This window comes from Luteimicrobium sp. NPDC057192 (assembly GCF_042670205.1).
Taxonomy (GTDB): Bacteria; Actinomycetota; Actinomycetes; order Actinomycetales; family Cellulomonadaceae; genus Luteimicrobium.
Genome location: NZ_JBHUWD010000002.1, coordinates 23,025 through 41,018 on the forward strand (window position 1 = coordinate 23,025; position 17,994 = coordinate 41,018).

The window sequence follows — 17,994 nt, forward strand, 5'->3', positions numbered from 1 at the left end:
CCCCGGAATCCCCGGCCTGTGGTGTTCGGCTCACTGCCACCGGAACCACCGGCGCGCGGCCCATCCCAGCACGACGGTCCACACGAGCAGCACGACGACCGGTCCGAGGGGGATCGAGCCGTCGAGGAGAGCGCCGCGCATCGCGTCGCCCAGCGCCCCGGACGGCAGGAGCGCGGCGACGTGGCCCCACCCGGTCGCGAGGTGCGCGGGCGGGACGAGCACGCCACCCGCGACGATGAGCAGCACGAGCAGGAGGTTCGCGACGGCGAGGACGCCCTCGGCGCGCAGGGTTCCCGCGACGAGCAGGGCGAGCGAGGTGAACGCGGCCGTCCCGAGGAGGCCGGCCACGACGGCCAGGGCGATGCCGGACGGCGCGGGGTGCCACCCCAGCACGAGCGCCGCGAGCACGAGCACCACGGCCTGCACCACCTCGACGGCGAGCACCCCCAGCACCTTGCCGGCGAGCAGGCCGCCGCGGCCGAGCGGCGTCGTCGCCATGAGCCGCAGGACGCCGTTGCGCCGGTCGAACGCGGTCGCGATCGCCTGCGAGGTGAACGCCGTCGACATCACGGCGACGGCCAGCACGCCCGGGGTGACGAAGTCGATCCGGCTCGCGCCGGCCGTGTCGAGCTCGACCGCGTGCACGCGGTCCAGCCCGACGAGCAGGAACAGCGGGAGCAGGACGGTGACGAGGAGCTGCTCGCCGTTGCGCAGGATCGCGCGGGTCTCGAACGCGGCCTGGGCGGCGACGCGGCGCCACGCGGGCGCGGCGCCCGCGTGCGGCGTCCCGGCCGCGGGCCGGAGCGCGGTGCCGGCGGGGGTGCTCATCGCAGGTTCCTCCCCGTGAGGTCGAGGAAGACGTCCTCGAGCGTGCGGCGCCCGACGCTGACCCGGGACGCGAGCACGTCGCGGGCCGCGAGGGCCTGGGTGAGCGCGACGAGCGTGCCCGGCTCGACGACGCCCTTGGTCACATACTGGCCGGGGGCGCGCTCGCGCAGCTCCAGGCCGGGCAGCAGGTCGGCCGGAAGCCCGGGCGGCGCCTCGAGGCGCAGGGTCTGCTCGTGCTCGCGTCCGCCTGCCGTGCCGTCGGTGACGAGCTCCCGCACGGAGCCCTCGGCGATGACCTTCCCGCGGTCGACGATCACGACGTCGTCGGCGAGGGACTCGGCCTCGTCCATGAGGTGGGTGGTCAGGACGACCCCGACGCCGTCGGCGCGGAGCTCGGCGACGAGCTCCCACACGGCGCGCCGCGACTGCGGGTCCATGCCGGCGCTCGGCTCGTCGAGGAACACGAGCTCGGGCCGCCCGACGACGGCGACCGCGAGAGCGAGGCGCTGTCGCTGACCGCCGGACAGGCGCCGGACCGTCGTGCGCCCGAACGACCCGAGGCCGAGGCGCTCGGACAGCTCGCCGACGTCGCGCGGGTCCGCGTACATGCGGGCGGCGTGCTCGAGCATCTCCAGGGCGCGCACTCCCGTCGGGAGGCCGCCGTCCTGCAGCATGACGCCGACGCGGGGCCGCAGCGCCGCGGCGTCGGCGACGGGGTCGAGGCCCAGGACGCGGACCGTGCCGGCGTCGGGGGAGCGCAGGCCCTCGCAGCACTCGACGGTGGTCGTCTTGCCCGCGCCGTTGGGGCCGAGGACGGCGGTGACGGCGCCGCGGCGCGCGACGAGCGAGAGCCCGTCGACGACGGCGGTGCCGGAGTAACGCTTGACCAGCCCGTCCACGCGCAGCGCGACGTCGCCGGGTGGCGTCCGGTCGGCGCCGCCCGCGTCCGAGGTGCGGGTGGGCCGGGCGCTCGCGGCGGGGTCGGTCGCGGGGGTGCGGGGCACGAGGGCCCAGTGTAGGAGGCGAGCCTGACCGCCCGGGCCGGGACCGGGACCATGGGGTGCTGATCCTGTGTTCGTCTCGTCACGTAAGGCGGACCTTGCTTGCACCGGCCGATTTTGGCAACGAAGATGTTTCCTAACGTCTGGGCAAGGGTGAGGGAGGTGACCGGTGGCGACGACGCAGGTGCGTGTGCAGGACCCGTCCGACCAGGACGCCTCGACCCGTGAGCGGGTGCTCGCCCTGATCGCGTCCGAGGGCCCCGTCAGCGCCGCGAGCCTGGCCGCCGACCTCGGCCTCACGTCCGCCGGCGTGCGGCGCCACCTGGCGTGCCTCGAGGAGGACGGCCTGATCGTCGTCCACGACGCGGGCGTGCACGGTCCCGGCAAGGCGCAGCGCGGCCGTCCCGCCCGCCGCTACGTGGCGACCCGCCAGGGCCAGTCGCGGATGGCGGGGGAGTACCCCGAGCTCGCCAGCGCGGCCCTGCGCTTCCTGCGCGACCACGTCGGTCCCGAGGCCGTCGAGACGTTCGCCGCCGAGCGCTTCGCCGGCATGGCCGAGCGGTACCGCGAGGGCGTCGACGCGCCCGACGTCGCCGGGCGGGTCGAGCAGCTGGCCGCGCTGCTCGCCTCCGACGGCTACGCCGCGAGCGTGCGGCCCGTCGGTCTTCCCGGTGCGAGCGTCCGCCTCGTCCAGCTGTGCCAGGGCCACTGCCCGGTCCAGCAGATCGCCGCCGAGTTCCCCGAGCTGTGCGAGGCGGAGGCCCAGGTCTTCACCGAGCTCCTCGGCACGCACACGCAACGCCTGGCCACGCTGGCCGCGGGCGGGCACGTGTGCACCACCAACGTCCCCGTCGTCGCCCCGGCGACGACCGCACCCCGTCCCGCCACCGGAACCCCGGCCGGACGGACCTCCGAGCACGTCACCCCGCCCCACGCGGAAGGAAGCAGATGAGCGCCCCCACCCAGGACACCCGCCGCACCGACGACGAGATCATCGCCGAGATCGGTGGCTACGGGTACGGCTGGCACGACTCCGACGACGCCGGTGCGAGCGCGCGCCGCGGCCTCTCGGAGGACGTCGTGCGGAACATCTCGGAGCTCAAGAACGAGTCCGAGTGGATGCTGAAGACGCGCCTCAAGGCCCTGCGGCTCTTCGAGAAGAAGCCCATGCCGCACTGGGGTGCCGACCTGTCCGGCATCGACTTCGACTCGATCAAGTACTTCGTGCGGTCGACCGAGAAGCAGGCCGCGACCTGGGACGACCTGCCCCCGGACATCAAGGCCACCTACGACAAGCTCGGCATCCCGGAGGCGGAGAAGCAGCGCCTCGTCGCGGGCGTCGCCGCGCAGTACGAGTCCGAGGTCGTCTACCACCAGATCAACGAGCAGCTCGAGGCCCAGGGCGTGCTCTTCCTCGACACCGACACCGCCCTGCGCGAGCACCCGGAGATCTTCGAGGAGTACTTCGGCACGGTCATCCCGTCGGGCGACAACAAGTTCGCCTCGCTCAACACCGCCGTGTGGTCGGGCGGCTCGTTCGTCTACGTGCCCCCGGGCGTGCACGTCGAGATCCCGCTCCAGGCCTACTTCCGCATCAACACGGAGAACATGGGCCAGTTCGAGCGGACGCTGATCATCGCGGACGAGGGCTCCTACGTGCACTACGTCGAGGGCTGCACCGCCCCGATCTACTCGTCGGACTCGCTGCACTCCGCGGTCGTCGAGATCGTCGTGAAGAAGAACGCCCGCGTGCGCTACACGACCATCCAGAACTGGTCGAACAACGTGTACAACCTCGTGACCAAGCGCGCGACGGTCGCCGAGGGCGGGACCATGGAGTGGGTCGACGGCAACATCGGCTCCAAGGTCACCATGAAGTACCCGGCCGTCTACCTCATGGGCGAGCACGCCAAGGGCGAGACCCTCTCGATCGCCTTCGCGGGCGAGGGGCAGCACCAGGACACGGGCTCGAAGATGGTGCACCTCGCGCCGCACACGTCGAGCTCGATCATCTCCAAGTCGGTCTCGCGCGGCGGTGGCCGCTCGTCCTACCGCGGCCTCGTGCAGGTCATGGACAGCGCCCACAACTCCAAGTCGAACGTGCTGTGCGACGCGCTGCTCGTGGACACGATCTCCCGGTCCGACACCTACCCCTACGTCGACGTGCGCGTCGACGACGTCGAGATGGGGCACGAGGCCACGGTCTCCAAGGTGAGCGAGGACCAGCTCTTCTACCTGATGTCCCGCGGGCTGGAGGAGACCGAGGCCATGGCGACGATCGTGCGCGGCTTCATCGAGCCCATCGCCCGGGAGCTGCCCATGGAGTACGCGCTCGAGCTCAACCGCCTCATCGAGCTGCAGATGGAGGGCTCGGTCGGCTGACGCCGCCCGCGGCCGCCCCCGCCGGGGCGGCCGCGTCGCCCTCCCGCGGCTCCCGCGCCGCTCGTCCCGTCCCTCCCTGAACCTCCGGAGCCCTTCGTCGTGACCACCTCGACCGACCTGTCCACCGACCACAGCCGCGCCCGGCTCGACGGCGCTCACAGCCACGGCGTCCCCGGCGCCGGTGTCCCCGAGCGCGACCGCGCCGAGCGTCTCACCTCGTTCGACGTCGCCGACTTCCCCGTGCCCACGGGCCGCGAGGAGGAGTGGCGCTTCACGCCGCTCGCGCGCCTCCAGCGCGTCTTCAGCGCCGAGGCGTCCGACGCGCGGCTGCAGGCCACGACGTCGCTCCCCGAGGGCGTCACGCTGACCACGCTCACGCCGGCCGAGGCGCGTGAGCGCGCCGTGCTCGCGCCCGCCGACCTGCCGGCCGCGGGCGCCTCGAGCCTCGCGGGCGACGCCGTCCTGCTCTCGGTCCCGGCCGGTTTCGCGTCGACCGAGCCGCTCGTCGTCGACCTCGCCGGCGCGGGCGCGGGCGACCTCGTCTGGGGCCAGGTCCTCGTCGAGGTCGGCGCGAACGCCGAGGTCGCCGTCGTCGTCACGCACACCGGTTCGGCGACCTACTCCGCGCAGCTCAGCGTGGACGTCGCCGAGGGTGCGCACGTCACGTTCGTCTCGATCCAGGACTGGGACGACGACGCCGTCCACCTCGCCGAGAACGACCTGCGGCTCGCCAAGGACGCGACGCTCAAGCACGTCGTCATGACGTTCGGCGGCGCGCTCGTCCGCATCCCCGTGAACGCCCGCCTCGAGGGCGAGGGCGCGAACCTCGAGCTCGTCGGCGCGTACTTCACGGACGCGGGCCAGCACCAGGAGCACCGCCTGTTCGTCGACCACGCGACGCCCCGGGCCCGCTCGCGCGCCACGTACAAGGGCGCGCTGCAGGGCGACGGCGCGCACGCCGTGTGGGTCGGCGACGTCCTGATCCGGGCCGAGGCCGAGGGCACCGACACCTACGAGCTGAACCGCAACCTGGTCCTCACGCCGGGCGCGCGCGCCGACTCGGTGCCGAACCTCGAGATCGAGACCGGCGAGATCGAGGGCGCGGGCCACGCGTCCGCGACCGGTCGCTTCGATGACGAGCAGCTCTTCTACCTGCAGTCGCGCGGCATCCCGGAGATCGAGGCGCGCCGGCTCGTCGTGCACGGCTTCTTCGCTGAGCTCGTCCGTGAGATCGGCGTGCCGAGCGTGGAGGAGCGCCTGCTCGCGTCGATCGAGAAGGAGCTGGCCGTCACGCCCGCGACCGGCGAGCCGGAGCAGGCGTGACCGCACAGCTCGCGTGCCGTGTCGACGCGCTGGAGCCCGCCGAGGCTCTGCGCGTCGAGCTGCCGGGCGCCGACGGCGCCCTGGTCGAGGTCGCCGTCGTCCGTGACGAGGACGGCGACTGGCACGCGATCTCCGACATCTGCTCGCACGGGCAGGTCTCGCTGTCCGACGGCGAGGTCGAGGGCTGCACCGTCGAGTGCTGGCTGCACGGCTCGACGTTCGACCTCAACACCGGCCAGCCGCTGTCGCTGCCCGCGATCCGCCCCGTGCCCGTCTACCCCGTGACGGTCGACGGCGAGCAGGTGCTCGTCGACGTCGACGTCCGGGTCAACTGACCACCCCAGACCGCATCACCCCCGAGGAGCCACCCCCGATGTCCACTCTTGAGATCCGCGACCTGCACGTCAGCGTCGAGACGAAGGAGGGCCCCAAGGCCATCCTCCGCGGCGTCGACCTGACGATCGGCAGCGGCGAGATCCACGCCGTCATGGGCCCCAACGGCTCGGGCAAGTCCACGCTCGCCTACTCGCTCGCGGGCCACCCGAAGTACCAGGTCACGTCCGGCACCGTCACGCTCGACGGCGAGGACGTCCTCGCGATGACCGTCGACGAGCGCGCCCGTGCCGGCCTGTTCCTCGCCATGCAGTACCCGGTCGAGGTCCCCGGCGTGTCGGTGTCGAACTTCCTCCGCACCGCGAAGACCGCGATCGACGGCGAGGCGCCCGCGCTGCGCACGTGGGTCAAGGACGTCAAGTCCGCGATGGCGAACCTCCGCATGGACCCCGCGTTCGCCGAGCGCTCGGTCAACGAGGGCTTCTCCGGCGGCGAGAAGAAGCGCCACGAGATCCTCCAGCTCGAGCTCCTCAAGCCGCGCTTCGCGGTGCTCGACGAGACCGACTCGGGCCTCGACGTCGACGCGCTGCGCATCGTGTCCGAGGGCGTGAACCGCGCGCACGAGGCGACGGACCTGGGCGTCCTGCTCATCACGCACTACACGCGCATCCTGCGCTACATCAAGCCCGACTTCGTGCACGTGTTCGTTGACGGTCGCGTCGCCGAGGAGGGTGGCCCGGAGCTGGCCGACCGCCTCGAGAACGAGGGCTACGACCGCTTCCTGCCCGCCGGGACGGTCGCCTGACATGCCCACGTCGTCCACCACGCACGGCGCGCCCGCGCCGTCGGCCGGGGTGCGCCTGACCGACGCCGAGCTGGCGGCGGTCCGGGCGGACTTCCCGCTGCTCGGGCGCACCGTGCGCGGCGGGCGCCCGCTCGTCTACCTCGACTCGGGGGCGACGAGCCAGAAGCCCGACCCGGTGCTCGATGCCGAGCAGGACTTCTACCTGCAGCGCAACGCGGCCGTGCACCGCGGCGCGCACCACCTGGCCGAGGAGGCCACCGAGGCGTTCGAGCGGGCCCGTGCCGACGTCGCGGCGTTCGTCGGGGCCGACGAGGGCGAGCTCGTGTGGACCTCCGGGGCCACCGCCGCGATCAACCTCGTCGCGTACGCGATGGGCAACGCGACCGCGGGGCGGGGTGGCGCCGCCGCACGGCGGTTCGCGCTCGCGCCCGGCGACGAGATCGTCGTCACCGAGGCCGAGCACCACGCGAACCTCGTGCCGTGGCAGGAGCTCGCCGCCCGCACGGGTGCCGTCCTGCGGTGGCTCGAGGTCGACGACTCCGGCCGCGTCCGCGTGGAGCAGGCCGCCGACGTCGTGACCGACCGGACGCGCGTGCTCGCGTTCACCCACGCGTCGAACGTCACGGGCGCCGTGACCCCGGTGGCCCCGCTCGTCGCGCGGGCGCGCGAGGTCGGCGCGCTGACGGTCCTCGACGCGTGCCAGTCGGTGCCGCACCTGCCGGTCGACCTGCACGCGCTCGGCGTGGACTTCGCCGCGTTCTCGGGCCACAAGATGCTCGGCCCGACGGGCGTCGGTGCGCTCTACGGGCGCCGCGAGCTGCTCGAGGCCCTGCCTCCGTTCCTCACGGGCGGGTCGATGGTCGAGGTCGTGACCATGGCCGAGACGACGTTCGCCCCGCCGCCGCAGCGGTTCGAGGCCGGGACCCAGCCGGTGGCGCAGGCCGTCGCGCTCGGCGCTGCCGCGCAGTACCTCGGCGAGCTCGGGATGGACGCGGTCGCCGCGCACGACCACGAGCTCGCGCGCGAGCTGCTCAAGATCGCCGAGATCCCGGGCGTCCGGGTGATCGGCCCGGCCGAGCCCGGCGCGGTCGGGGAGCGGCTCGCGATCGTGTCGTTCGTCGTCGACGGCGTGCACGCGCACGACGTCGGGCAGGTGCTCGACGCCGCCGGCATCGCGGTGCGCGTGGGCCACCACTGCGCGCAGCCGCTGCACCGCCGGTTCGGGGTCGCGGCGACGGCGCGCGCGTCCGCGTCGGTCTACACGACGCCCGACGAGGTCGCGGCGTTCCGGGAAGCCCTGGCGGGGGTCCGGGCGTTCTTCGGTGCGGAGGGAGCGTGATGACGAACCAGCTCGAACAGCTCTACCAGCAGGTCATCCTCGACCATGCACGGTCGGCGCACGGTCGTGGCCTCGCGGTCGCGGACGCCGCCGGGCACCCGCACGGCGAGTCGCACCAGGTGAACCCCACCTGCGGCGACGAGGTGACGCTGCGCGTCGCCCTGTCCGCCGACGGACGCACCACGGTCGAACAGGTGAGCTGGGACGGCCAGGGCTGCTCCATCTCGCAGGCCTCGCTGTCGGTGCTCACGGACCTCGTGACGGGCCGGAGCGCCGAGGAGGCCGAACAGCTCGGCGAGACGTTCCGGGCGCTCATGGCGTCGCAGGGCAAGGGGCTCGACGAGAGCCTCGAGGACGCGCTCGGCGACGCGACGGCGTTCACCGGCGTCTCGCAGTTCCCCGCGCGGATCAAGTGCGCGCTGCTCGGCTGGGCAGCGCTGCGGGACGCGCTCGCGAAGGCGGGCGCCGCGTCCGCCACCCAGGACCTTTCCCAGGAGGAATCATGACGACCGACGCCGAGAACGCGCCCGCGGGCGCGCCGGCCGTGACGCCCGAGGCGGCCGCGGCCGCCACCCCGGCCACCGTCGAGGAGATCGAGGAGGCGCTGCGCGACGTCATCGACCCCGAGCTCGGGATCAACGTCGTCGACCTGGGCCTCATCTACGGCGTGACGGTCGACGAGAACAACCACGCCGTGATCGACATGACCCTGACGTCGGCCGCGTGCCCGCTCACGGACATGATCGAGGACCAGTCCGCGCAGGCGCTCGAGGACGTCGTCACCGGGTTCCGCGTGAACTGGGTCTGGATGCCGCCGTGGGGCCCGGAGAAGATCACCGACGACGGTCGCGAGCAGCTGCGGGCCCTGGGCTTCAACGTCTGAGCCCCGTACCTCGGCCGACCACGCGAGGCCCCGCCCGGACCACCGGGCGGGGCCTCGCCTCGTACCCGGGCCCGCGGCGTGCCACGGAGCGGGTGGGGTTCGAGGCCCGATGCATAGGCACACTATGTTATAACTGTGTTGTGGAGCAACAAAGCGGGGCGCATGTCCGCGGGGCCGATCTGGCTGCCACGCTCGAGCGGGTGCTGCGTCTCACGCGCGAGATGTCGACCGCCGGGGACCTGTCCTCGACGGCGGCGTCCGTGCTCTACCGGCTCGCGCGCAGCGGCCCGTCGCGCGTCACCGACATGGCTCACGCGGCAGGCGTCTCGCAGCCGTCGATGTCGCAGCTCGTCGGCCGGCTCGAGCAGGACGGGCTGGTCGACCGGGCGGTCGACGGCGACGACCGTCGGGCGGTGCTCGTCGCGATCAGCGACCCGGGTCGCGCCGTGATCGGTGCCCGGCGTGCGCAGCGAGCCGCGCTCTTCGACGAGGCCCTCGGGCGGCTCGACGACGGGGACCGTGTCGCGATCGCGGCCGCGCTCCCGGCGCTCGACCGGCTCGTGGACGCGGTGGTCGGGCCCTGAGGCGAGCGGTCCGTCGGCGGCGCGCCCCGGACCACGGAAGAACCAACGAGAAAAGGTAATGATGACAACGGTAGAGACCAAGGTCGCCGAACCCCAGGGCTCCCTCCTCAAACAGCCTCGAGCGGTGTGGGCGGTCGCCTTCGCCTGCGTCGTGTCGTTCATGGGCCTCGGCCTGGTCGACCCGATCCTGACGTCGATCGCCAAGGACCTGGACGCCACCTCCGGACAGGTGTCGCTGCTCTTCACCTCCTACCTGGTCGTGACCGCGGTGGCCATGCTCATCACGGGGTGGGTGAGCTCGCGGATCGGCGTGAAGTGGACGCTGATCAGCGGCCTGGCGATCATCGTGGTGTTCTCCGCGCTCGGCGGGCTGATGAACAGCGTCGCCGGGATCATCTGGGCTCGGGCGTTCTGGGGGCTCGGCAACGCCCTGTTCATCGCCACCTCGCTGGCCACGATCACGAGCCTGGCCAAGGGCCCGCTCAAGAAGGCGATCCTCCTCTACGAGTCCGCGCTGGGCATCGGCATCGGCCTCGGCCCGATCGTCGGCGGGCAGCTCGGCGAGCACATCGGGTGGCGCGGGCCGTTCTTCGGCGTGGCCGTCCTGATGGCGATCGGCCTGGTCGCGACCCTGTTCTTCCTGCCCGCGACCCCGAAGCCCGCGCACAAGGTCTCCGTCGCCGACCCGATCAAGGCGCTGAAGTACCCGGGTCTCCTGGTCGTCGCCGTCACGGCGCTGCTCTACAACTTCGGCATGTTCGTGCTGATGGCCGTCGCCCCGTACCCGCTGGCGCTCGGCTCCACCCACTTCGGTGCCGCGCAGGTCGGCTGGGTCTTCTTCGGCTGGGGCATCTGCCTCGCGGTGATGTCGATCTGGGGCTCGAGCTGGCTCGAGAACCGGGTCGGCACGTTCGCCGCGATCGTGGTCGGCCTCGTCGGCTTCGCGGCCTGCCTCGCCCTCATGGCCGTCTTCTCCCAGGGCAACACCACCGACGGTGTCAGCGGCGGACAGCCGTGGGGCATCGTCGCCTGCCTCGTCGCGAGCGGCCTGTTCCTCGGCATCATGAACACCACCGTGACCACCCTGGTGATGGGCGCGGCCCCCGTGCCGCGCCCGGTCGCCTCGGCCGGTTACTCGTTCGTGCGCTTCTTCGGCGGCGCGGTCGGCGCGTACGTCGCGGGGAAGGTGGCCGAGCACACGTTCCAGGGCGCCTTCGTCCTGGGCGCCGGCGTCACGGTGGTCGCGCTGATCGTGCTCACGCTGTTCCGTCGCTTCGTCGGCAGTGCGCCCGTGCCCTCGCACGGCACGGTGGAAGAGGCCGAGGTCCTCGAGCTCGCGGACGCCGACTGACGCGCGCCGGAGCTCGGCTCGTGACGACGCCCGGAGGCACCTGCCTCCGGGCGTCGCCTGCGTCACGGCCAGGAGGCGTCGACGTTCTTCGCGACCTCGCCGGACGGCGTGGCCCGACGGCGAGCTCGGCGTCGGCGGCCCGGGCGGGGGCGGCAACGGCGGGCAGTGGTCGATGAGGGATGACCCCGTGCTCCCCGTGTGCCTTCCGCGTACCCCTGCCCGGGCCTACGGTGGGGAGAGAGCCTTCGACGGCCCACCGACGCGGACGGAGGATGCCATGACCCCGGACGACCACACCGAGCCCGACGACCTCCGCGAGGAGATCGAGATCGGTGTCCTCATGGCGAACGGCCGGCTCGCGCCCCGCAGCTTCGCCACCCGCGAGGAGGCGGCGCGGTGGGCCGCCGACGGCGAGGAGGTCGTCGAGTACAACGGCCTGTGCCGCTGCGACATGTGACGCGGGTCAGGGCGCCCGGCGCCCGGCGCGGCGCCGCCGCCGCGCGGCCGTCGCGTTCTCCTCGGCCGTCGCGACCTCGTCCTCGAGCCGGGCGACGTCGTCGTCGAGGCCCGACAGGGCGTCGTGGGCGTGCGTCGCCGCGGCGGCCAGCTCCTCCTGCTCGTCCCGGGCACGCGCGAGGTCGGCCTCGAGGTCCGCCACCGTGGTGTGCGCCCGCTCGAGCGCGTCCGCCGCCTCTGCCGCCGCCTGCTGCGCCCGGGCCTGCGCGGTCCGGGCGTCGTCGAGCGCCTCCTCGGCCCGGTCGAGCTCCGCCGCGGCGTCGTCCACCGCGCGGTCGGCGTCCGCCTGCGCAGCCGCGTCCGCCTCCGGCTCCGCCTCGTCGTCGGGAGACGCGGGCCCCGTCCGGCCGGCCTCCTTGCCCGGGCGGCGGGGGGCGGGCGGCTCCAGCGGTGCGGTGTCGAGCTCGACCGGCTCGCCCGCCTCGTCGACGAGCCCGAAGCCGACGTGCTCGAGGCCGCGCGCGAGGTGCCCGGCCCGGACCGCTGCCGCGGCACCGGGGTCGGCGACCGCGGCGACGAACGTGTCCCGCACCGAGCGCAACGTCGCCTCCGACGCGGCGCGCCCGCCCGGCCGGACGGTGTCCGCGACCCCCGCGAGCACGGCGTCGAGCACCCGGCGCCGCTCCTTGTCGAGCGCGACGAGCCGTTCCCGGTCGCCCGTGGCGCTCGCGGCGCGCAGCTCGTCTCCGATCGCCGCGACGGCGTCGACGGCGTGCGGCACGGTCCGTGCGGCCTGGTTGACGACCCACGCGGCGACCGTGGGCTTCGAGAGGGCGGCGATCCGTCGCGCGAGGGGCCGGTCGTCCGGGCGCGCCGACCGGGCTGCGGCGTCGCGCGCCGCCACGAACTCGTCGAGCGGGAGCCCGTAGAGCTCGTCGAGCAGCGCGGCCGGCACGCCGCCCGCTGTCGGATCCGACGAAGCGGTGTCGTCGTCCGTGCTGCGTGGGGTCACGGTCCCAGCCTGCTCCCGTCCGGCGCCACACGCCGAGTTCGCATATCCGAACTTCGTCCTGCGGTGCCACTAAGATGGAGGAGTGCCAGACGACCGGACCGCCACCACCCCGGCTTCCGAACCCACCGCCGGCGTCCGGCCGAGCCCCGCCCGCGCCCGGCTGGGTCGCGGCCTGCTGCCGCTCCTCGGTCCCGCGTTCGTCGCGGCGATCGCCTACGTCGACCCCGGGAACGTGGCCGCGAACATCACCTCGGGAGCGCGCTACGGCTACCTCCTCGTGTGGGTGCTCGTGCTCGCGAACGCGATGGCCGTGCTCGTCCAGTACCAGTCGGCGAGGCTCGGGATCGTCACGGGGCGCTCGCTGCCCGAGCTGCTCGGCGACCGGCTCCCCCGAGGGCGGCGCATCGCGTTCTGGCTGCAGGCCGAGGTGGTCGCCGCGGCGACCGACGTCGCGGAGGTCGTCGGGGGAGCGCTGGCCCTGCACCTCCTGTTCGGGCTGCCGCTCGTCGTCGGGGGCGTGATCGTGGGCGTCGTCTCGCTCGGGCTGCTCGCCGTGCAGGGCCGGGGGCAGCGGCGTTTCGAGGCCGCGGTCGTCGCGCTCCTCGCAGTCATCACGATCGGGTTCGTCACCGCGCTCGTGATCTCGCCGCCCGCGCCGGGCGCCGTCCTCGGCGGGCTCGTGCCCCGGTTCGACGGCGCCGACTCCGTCGTCGTCGCCGCGTCCATGCTCGGCGCGACCGTGATGCCGCACGCGATCTACCTCCACTCCGCGCTCGCCCGCGACCGGCACGTGCCCGCCGTGAGCACGGGAGCGGGCGGCGCCGTCGTCCGCGAGCGTCCCGACGGCCGCCGCACCCGCCTGCTGCTCGGTGCGACCCGGTGGGACGTCGTGTCGGCGCTCGTCCTCGCGGGGGCGGTCAACATCGCGCTCCTGCTCGTCGCCGCGACCAACCTCCAGGGCGTGGACGGCACCGACACGATCGAGGGGGCGCACGCGGCGATCGTGGGCGCGTTCGGACCCGTGGTCGGCGTGGTCTTCGCGGTCGGGCTGCTCGCGTCGGGGCTCGCGTCGACGTCGGTCGGCGCCTACGCGGGAGCCGTCATCATGGGTGGGCTGCTGCACGTCCGCATCCCGCTCGTCGCACGGCGCGTCGTCACGCTCGTGCCCGCACTCCTCCTGCTCGGGGGCGGCGTCGAGCCGACGTGGGCGCTCGTCGTGAGCCAGGTGGTGCTGAGCTTCGGCATCGCGTTCGCGCTCGTCCCGCTCCTGTGGCTCACGGGCCGCCGCGACGTCATGGGCGAGTTCGCCGACGGCGCGTGGATGCGGGTCGGCGGCTGGACCTGCGCCGTCCTCATCGTCGGTCTCAACGTCGCGCTGCTCGTGCTCGGCGCCTGAGCTGCGCGCTCAGAGCTGCTCGGTGAGGATCCGCGCGCACTGGTCGTACCGGCCCGTCTGGTAGCCGAGCCGGAACGCCGCGTCCCGCTGCGCGCTCGAGCCGTGCGTCCACGAGTCGGGGTCCACCTGTCCCGACGCGGCCTGCTGGATCCGGTCGTCCCCGACCGCCGCGGCCGCCGACAGCGCGTCGGCGATGTCCTGCTCCGTGAGCGGCTCGAGGAACGTCGTGCCCGACGCGTCGAGCGTGGTCGCGGCACCCCGCGCCCACATCCCGCCCAGGCAGTCGGCCATGAGCTCCGTGCGCACCGACCCCTCGCCCGCGCCCACCTGCTGGCCCCCCGACCGGTCGAGCACGCCCGTGAGGTCCTGGATGTGGTGGCCGACCTCGTGAGCGACGACGTACTCCTGCGCGAGCGGACCGCCGCTCGACCCGTACTGGCTGGTCAGCTGGTCGAAGAAGCCCACGTCCAGGTACACCGTCTGGTCCGACGGGCAGTAGAACGGCCCGGTCGCGGCGCTCGCGGTGCCGCACGGCGACGACGTCGACCCGCTGAAGCTCACCGCGCCCGGCTTCGTGTACCGGACGCCGGCCTGGGCCGGGAGCGTCTGCGTCCAGTAGGAGTCCAGAGACTCGATCGTCGCGACGTACCGGCACTCCGCGCTCTGGTTGGCGTCGGCGCCCGTGAGGCACGTCGTGTCGGCCTGCGCGTTCGCGGACGGGTCCTGCTCGGTGAACGACGACAGGTCGATCGTGCCGGTCCCCATGAGCGCAGCGAGCAGCGCGACGACGAGGGCACCGATGCCGCCCCCGACGGCGGCACCCTTGCCGGGGCCCCGGCGCTGGACCCGGTCCGGGTCGAGCTGGGAGCCGCTGTTGAAGGTCATGGGAACCACGGTAGGGCGACGTGACGCGTGTCACCTGCCGGGCCGTCGCTTCGAGGGTGAGCGCGCCGCGCCCGTAGGATGGTCCGTCGTGATCTCAGCCCAGAACGTCGAGCTGCGCGTCGGCGCACGCGTCCTCCTCGAGGACGCCTCCTTCCGCGTCGGCCCCGGCGACCGTGTCGGGCTGGTGGGCCGCAACGGCGCCGGCAAGACGACCCTGACGAAGACGCTCGCGGGCGAGACCCAGCCCACCGGCGGCCAGATCGTGCGCTCGGGCGAGGTCGGCTACCTGCCGCAGGACCCGCGCACGGGAGACCTCGACCAGCGGGCCATGGACCGGGTCCTGTCCGCGCGAGGCCTCGACGACCTCGTGCGCCGCATGCGCCAGACCGAGGGCGAGATGGCGAGCGCCGACGCCGACACGATGGTGGCCGCGCTCGACCGGTACCCGAAGCTCGAGGCGCGGTTCCTCGCCGCCGGCGGGTACGCGGCGGAGTCCGAGGCCGAGCGCATCACCGCCAACCTCGGGCTCGACGAGCGGATCCTCAACCAGCCGATGCGGACCCTGTCGGGCGGCCAGCGCCGCCGGATCGAGCTCGCCCGCATCCTGTTCTCGGGCGTCGGCACGCTGCTCCTCGACGAGCCCACCAACCACCTCGACGCCGACTCGATCATCTGGCTCCGCGACTACCTCAAGTCGTACTCGGGCGGCTTCATCGTGATCAGCCACGACGTCGAGCTGCTGCGCGCGACCGTCAACCGGGTGCTCTACCTCGACGCGAACCGGTCCGTCATCGACACGTACGCGATGGGCTGGGACGCCTACCTGCAGCAGCGCGAGTCGGACGAGCGCCGCCGCCGCCGCGAACGGGCGAACGCCGAGAAGAAGGCCGGCGCGCTCATGGCCCAGGCCGAGAAGATGCGCGCCAAGGCGACGAAGGCCGTCGCGGCACAGAACATGATCCGCCGGGCCGAGAAGATGCTCGGCTCGCTCGAGGGCGAGCGCGCGAGCGACAAGGTCGCGCACCTGCGCTTCCCGACGCCCGCGCCGTGCGGCAAGACGCCGCTCACCGCGTCGGGCTTGTCCAAGGCGTACGGGTCGCAGGAGGTCTTCACCGACGTCTCGCTCGCGATCGACCGCGGCAGCCGCGTGGTGATCCTGGGCCTCAACGGTGCCGGCAAGACGACGCTCCTGCGCATGCTCGCGGGCGTCGAGTCCCCGGACACGGGCGAGGTCCTGGCGGGCCACGGCCTCAAGCTCGGCTACTACGCCCAGGAGCACGACACCCTGGACCTCGACGTGAGCGTGGTCGAGAACCTGCGGCACGCGGCCCCCGACCTCACCGACACCCAGGTACGGTCGGTCCTCGGCTCGTTCCTGTTCTCCGGCGACGACGCGGACAAGCCGACCCGGGTGCTCTCCGGCGGCGAGAAGACGCGGCTCGCGCTCGCCACGCTCGTCGTGTCGTCCGCGAACGTCCTCCTGCTCGACGAGCCGACCAACAACCTGGACCCCGCCTCGCGCGCGGAGATCCTCGGTGCGCTGCGCTCCTACGAGGGCGCCGTCGTCATGGTGACCCACGACGACGGGGCCGTCGAGGCGCTGACCCCGGAGCGCGTCCTGCTGCTCCCGGACGGCGACGAGGACCTCTGGAACGACGGCTACGCGGAGCTCGTCTCCCTGGCCTGAGCGTCCGAGCCGGCTCCGTCGGGCCGTGCGTCGTCGGCGGTGGCGTCCTCGCCGGCGGCCCAACGGTCCGCGGTGAGCTGCGCGTCGACGATCGCGTCCTCCTCGTCCTCGAGGCTGGTCTTCTTCGGTCGGGCGGACCGCTTGGCCTCCTGACGCGCGGCGCGGGCGGCGTCGACGTCGTCGTACCCCGCGAGCAGGTCGCCCGCGGTGAGCTTCGGGCCGCGCTCGCGGCGCCACAGCACGGCGTACGCGGCGACCATCCCGACGGCGAAGATCAGCCACTGCACCGTGTATGACAGGTTCGTGTCCGGGTCGGGCGGGTCGGGGGCGGGCAGCGGGTTGATCGCGTCGGCCGCGGCCGGGTCCTCGGAGCTCATGACGCCGTACGCGGCGGTGGTCCGACCGTCGGCCCACGAGCCGCCGCCCTGGGCGGCCGCGAGGACGGCGTCCGTCGAGATCGACTGGACCTGGCCCGCGGGCGCTGACTTCGTGGGGGCGGGCTCGTCGGCGCGCAGCCTGGCGACGAGCGTGACCTCGCCGGACGGCGGGGCGGGCACGTCGGTGGGCCGCTCGGCGCCGCTCGACGACAGCGGCACCGTGCCCCGGTTCACGACCAGCACCACGCCGTCGACGGGAGTGCCGGGAGCGTCCACCACGAACGGCACGAGCACGTGGAAGACGGCGCCGCCGTCCACCGGACGGTTGCGCAGCAGCACGGTGCGGTCGGGCTCGTAGTGGCCTCGGGCGGTGACGGAGCGCCAGACGTCGTGGGCGGGCAGCGGCTCGCCGGGCGCGGGCAGCAGGTCGGCCACGGGCACGGGGTCCGCCCCGTACGCGGACGTGAGCTGCTCGGCCTGGGCCTTGTGCAGGTCGTAGCGCGACCACTGCCACTTCGCCGCGAGCAGGCACACGAGGGCCAGGAGGACGGCGCCGACCGCAAGCACGACCCACTGGCGGCGCGTGCGGGCGCCGCGGACCTCGCTCATGCGCCCGCTCCCGGGGCGCCGGGCGCGGCGTCCTCGAGCCGGTCGAGCTCGGCCGCGGGCACCACGTCGCGCAGGAACCCGCGCAGCTCGAGGAACTCGGCGAGGCTCTGCCGGTGCGCGTCGCACGCGAGCCACACCTTGCGGCGCTCGGGGGTGTGGAGCCGGGGGTTGTTCCACAGGAGCCCCCACGCGGCCTCGTCGCGGCAGCCCTTCGCGCTGCACACGAGGTCGCCGACGGCGTCGGCCTGCGGGTCGGCGGTCATGCGGCGTCCCCTCGGTGGTGCTGCGAGCGCTGCGGGTCGTCCGACGCGTCGTCGTCGGTCTCGTCCGCGGGCTCGGCGGGCTGCTCGACGACGATCCCGGGGGCGATGGCGGGGCGCGGCGGCTCCTCCGCGCCCTGCTCCAGGCCGCGGTACTCCATGCCCACGGAGTCGGACGCACGGCGCTGGCCACTCGCGTTCGCGAAGATCACGGCCGTGTACGGCAGGACCACGGCGCCGACGATGAGGACGATCCGGACCGGCCAGCTCGGGACGAGGATCGCCCCGACGAAGCAGAGGACGCGCACCGTCATCTGGATGGCGTAGACCCGCATTCGGCGCGACTGCTCGTCGTGCCGTGACTCGGGTGCCGAGGTGATGGAGACGACCTCGTCGTCGTTCGCCTCGTGCGGGTCGTGCCCTGGCGTCCTGCTCACCGACCCAGTCTAGGTGCGGCGCCTGGGAGCGTCGGGCTTGTGGAGA

At 73.6% G+C, this 17,994-nt stretch carries 20 protein-coding genes; 13 read left to right on the forward strand and 7 right to left on the reverse strand.

All coding sequences use genetic code 11. The annotated features are described in order from the left end of the window. Window positions 1-30: 30 nt before the first annotated feature. Window positions 31-828 (reverse strand): ABC transporter permease, encoded by a 798-nt coding sequence (locus ACFT5B_RS01575; RefSeq protein WP_386796219.1) that lies wholly within the window; start codon window positions 826-828, stop codon window positions 31-33. Next, complete coding sequence (locus ACFT5B_RS01580) at window positions 825-1,733, reverse strand: ABC transporter ATP-binding protein (protein WP_386796424.1); 909 nt, start codon at window positions 1,731-1,733, stop codon at window positions 825-827. The genes ACFT5B_RS01575 and ACFT5B_RS01580 overlap by 4 nt, the downstream gene beginning before the upstream one ends. A 265-nt stretch (window positions 1,734-1,998) precedes the next feature. Between ACFT5B_RS01580 and ACFT5B_RS01585 the strand changes: the two genes are divergently transcribed. The 11 genes from ACFT5B_RS01585 (at window position 1,999) to ACFT5B_RS01635 (ending at window position 11,286) form a co-directional block, all read left to right on the forward strand. Beyond that, on the forward strand, window positions 1,999-2,781 hold the full coding sequence (locus ACFT5B_RS01585; RefSeq protein ID WP_386796220.1) for a helix-turn-helix transcriptional regulator: 783 nt from the start codon (window positions 1,999-2,001) through the stop codon (window positions 2,779-2,781). Further along, window positions 2,778-4,211 carry a Fe-S cluster assembly protein SufB gene (sufB, locus tag ACFT5B_RS01590; RefSeq protein ID WP_386796221.1) on the forward strand — a complete coding sequence of 478 codons (1,434 nt, stop codon included), beginning with the start codon at window positions 2,778-2,780 and terminating at the stop codon, window positions 4,209-4,211. The genes ACFT5B_RS01585 and sufB overlap by 4 nt, the downstream gene beginning before the upstream one ends. A 99-nt stretch (window positions 4,212-4,310) precedes the next feature. Next, a complete protein-coding gene (gene sufD / locus ACFT5B_RS01595; RefSeq protein WP_386796222.1) occupies window positions 4,311-5,534 on the forward strand; it encodes a Fe-S cluster assembly protein SufD in 1,224 nt (407 codons plus the stop codon). Then, window positions 5,531-5,869, forward strand: a complete 339-nt coding sequence (locus ACFT5B_RS01600) for a non-heme iron oxygenase ferredoxin subunit (protein WP_386796223.1) — start codon at window positions 5,531-5,533, stop codon at window positions 5,867-5,869. The genes sufD and ACFT5B_RS01600 overlap by 4 nt, the downstream gene beginning before the upstream one ends. A gap of 38 nt (window positions 5,870-5,907) precedes the next feature. Further along, a complete protein-coding gene (gene sufC / locus ACFT5B_RS01605) occupies window positions 5,908-6,672 on the forward strand; it encodes a Fe-S cluster assembly ATPase SufC (RefSeq protein ID WP_386796224.1) in 765 nt (254 codons plus the stop codon). Window position 6,673: 1 nt separating this feature from the next. Then, a complete protein-coding gene (locus ACFT5B_RS01610) occupies window positions 6,674-8,011 on the forward strand; it encodes a SufS family cysteine desulfurase (protein WP_386796225.1) in 1,338 nt (445 codons plus the stop codon). After that, complete coding sequence (gene sufU, locus ACFT5B_RS01615; protein WP_386796226.1) at window positions 8,011-8,517, forward strand: Fe-S cluster assembly sulfur transfer protein SufU; 507 nt, start codon at window positions 8,011-8,013, stop codon at window positions 8,515-8,517. The genes ACFT5B_RS01610 and sufU overlap by 1 nt, the downstream gene beginning before the upstream one ends. After that, window positions 8,514-8,894 carry a metal-sulfur cluster assembly factor gene (locus ACFT5B_RS01620; RefSeq protein ID WP_386796227.1) on the forward strand — a complete coding sequence of 127 codons (381 nt, stop codon included), beginning with the start codon at window positions 8,514-8,516 and terminating at the stop codon, window positions 8,892-8,894. The genes sufU and ACFT5B_RS01620 overlap by 4 nt, the downstream gene beginning before the upstream one ends. 200 nt (window positions 8,895-9,094) lie before the next feature. Then, window positions 9,095-9,478, forward strand: a complete 384-nt coding sequence (locus ACFT5B_RS01625) for a MarR family winged helix-turn-helix transcriptional regulator (protein WP_386796228.1) — start codon at window positions 9,095-9,097, stop codon at window positions 9,476-9,478. Window positions 9,479-9,536: 58 nt separating this feature from the next. Further along, window positions 9,537-10,829 (forward strand): MFS transporter, encoded by a 1,293-nt coding sequence (locus ACFT5B_RS01630; protein WP_386796229.1) that lies wholly within the window; start codon window positions 9,537-9,539, stop codon window positions 10,827-10,829. Window positions 10,830-11,106: 277 nt separating this feature from the next. Next, window positions 11,107-11,286 carry a hypothetical protein gene (locus tag ACFT5B_RS01635; RefSeq protein WP_386796230.1) on the forward strand — a complete coding sequence of 60 codons (180 nt, stop codon included), beginning with the start codon at window positions 11,107-11,109 and terminating at the stop codon, window positions 11,284-11,286. A 6-nt stretch (window positions 11,287-11,292) separates the two neighbouring features. Here ACFT5B_RS01635 and ACFT5B_RS01640 read toward each other — a convergent pair whose 3' ends face one another. Beyond that, window positions 11,293-12,297 carry a hypothetical protein gene (locus ACFT5B_RS01640; RefSeq protein WP_386796231.1) on the reverse strand — a complete coding sequence of 335 codons (1,005 nt, stop codon included), beginning with the start codon at window positions 12,295-12,297 and terminating at the stop codon, window positions 11,293-11,295. Between the two features lie 82 nt (window positions 12,298-12,379). Here ACFT5B_RS01640 and ACFT5B_RS01645 point away from each other — a divergent pair, with 82 nt between their 5' ends. Then, window positions 12,380-13,693 carry an Nramp family divalent metal transporter gene (locus tag ACFT5B_RS01645; RefSeq protein WP_386796232.1) on the forward strand — a complete coding sequence of 438 codons (1,314 nt, stop codon included), beginning with the start codon at window positions 12,380-12,382 and terminating at the stop codon, window positions 13,691-13,693. Between the two features lie 9 nt (window positions 13,694-13,702). On the opposite strand, the gene ACFT5B_RS01650 is transcribed toward ACFT5B_RS01645, so the two are convergent. Further along, window positions 13,703-14,578 (reverse strand): neutral zinc metallopeptidase, encoded by an 876-nt coding sequence (locus ACFT5B_RS01650; protein ID WP_386796233.1) that lies wholly within the window; start codon window positions 14,576-14,578, stop codon window positions 13,703-13,705. A gap of 88 nt (window positions 14,579-14,666) precedes the next feature. On the opposite strand from ACFT5B_RS01650, the gene ACFT5B_RS01655 reads away from it, so the two are divergent. Further along, window positions 14,667-16,265 carry an ABC-F family ATP-binding cassette domain-containing protein gene (locus ACFT5B_RS01655; RefSeq protein ID WP_386796234.1) on the forward strand — a complete coding sequence of 533 codons (1,599 nt, stop codon included), beginning with the start codon at window positions 14,667-14,669 and terminating at the stop codon, window positions 16,263-16,265. Here ACFT5B_RS01655 and ACFT5B_RS01660 read toward each other — a convergent pair. Genes ACFT5B_RS01660 through ACFT5B_RS01670 form a run of 3 tightly spaced genes read right to left on the reverse strand, consistent with a single transcriptional unit; the run spans window position 16,238 to window position 17,948 of the window. Then, complete coding sequence (locus ACFT5B_RS01660) at window positions 16,238-17,251, reverse strand: SURF1 family protein (protein WP_386796235.1); 1,014 nt, start codon at window positions 17,249-17,251, stop codon at window positions 16,238-16,240. The two genes, ACFT5B_RS01655 and ACFT5B_RS01660, sit on opposite strands and share 28 nt — an antisense overlap. After that, entirely contained in the window at window positions 17,248-17,514 is a 267-nt protein-coding gene (locus ACFT5B_RS01665; protein ID WP_386796236.1) for a hypothetical protein, read from the reverse strand. The genes ACFT5B_RS01660 and ACFT5B_RS01665 overlap by 4 nt, the downstream gene beginning before the upstream one ends. Then, a complete protein-coding gene (locus tag ACFT5B_RS01670; protein WP_386796237.1) occupies window positions 17,511-17,948 on the reverse strand; it encodes a DUF3099 domain-containing protein in 438 nt (145 codons plus the stop codon). The genes ACFT5B_RS01665 and ACFT5B_RS01670 overlap by 4 nt, the downstream gene beginning before the upstream one ends. Window positions 17,949-17,994 lie beyond the last annotated feature (46 nt).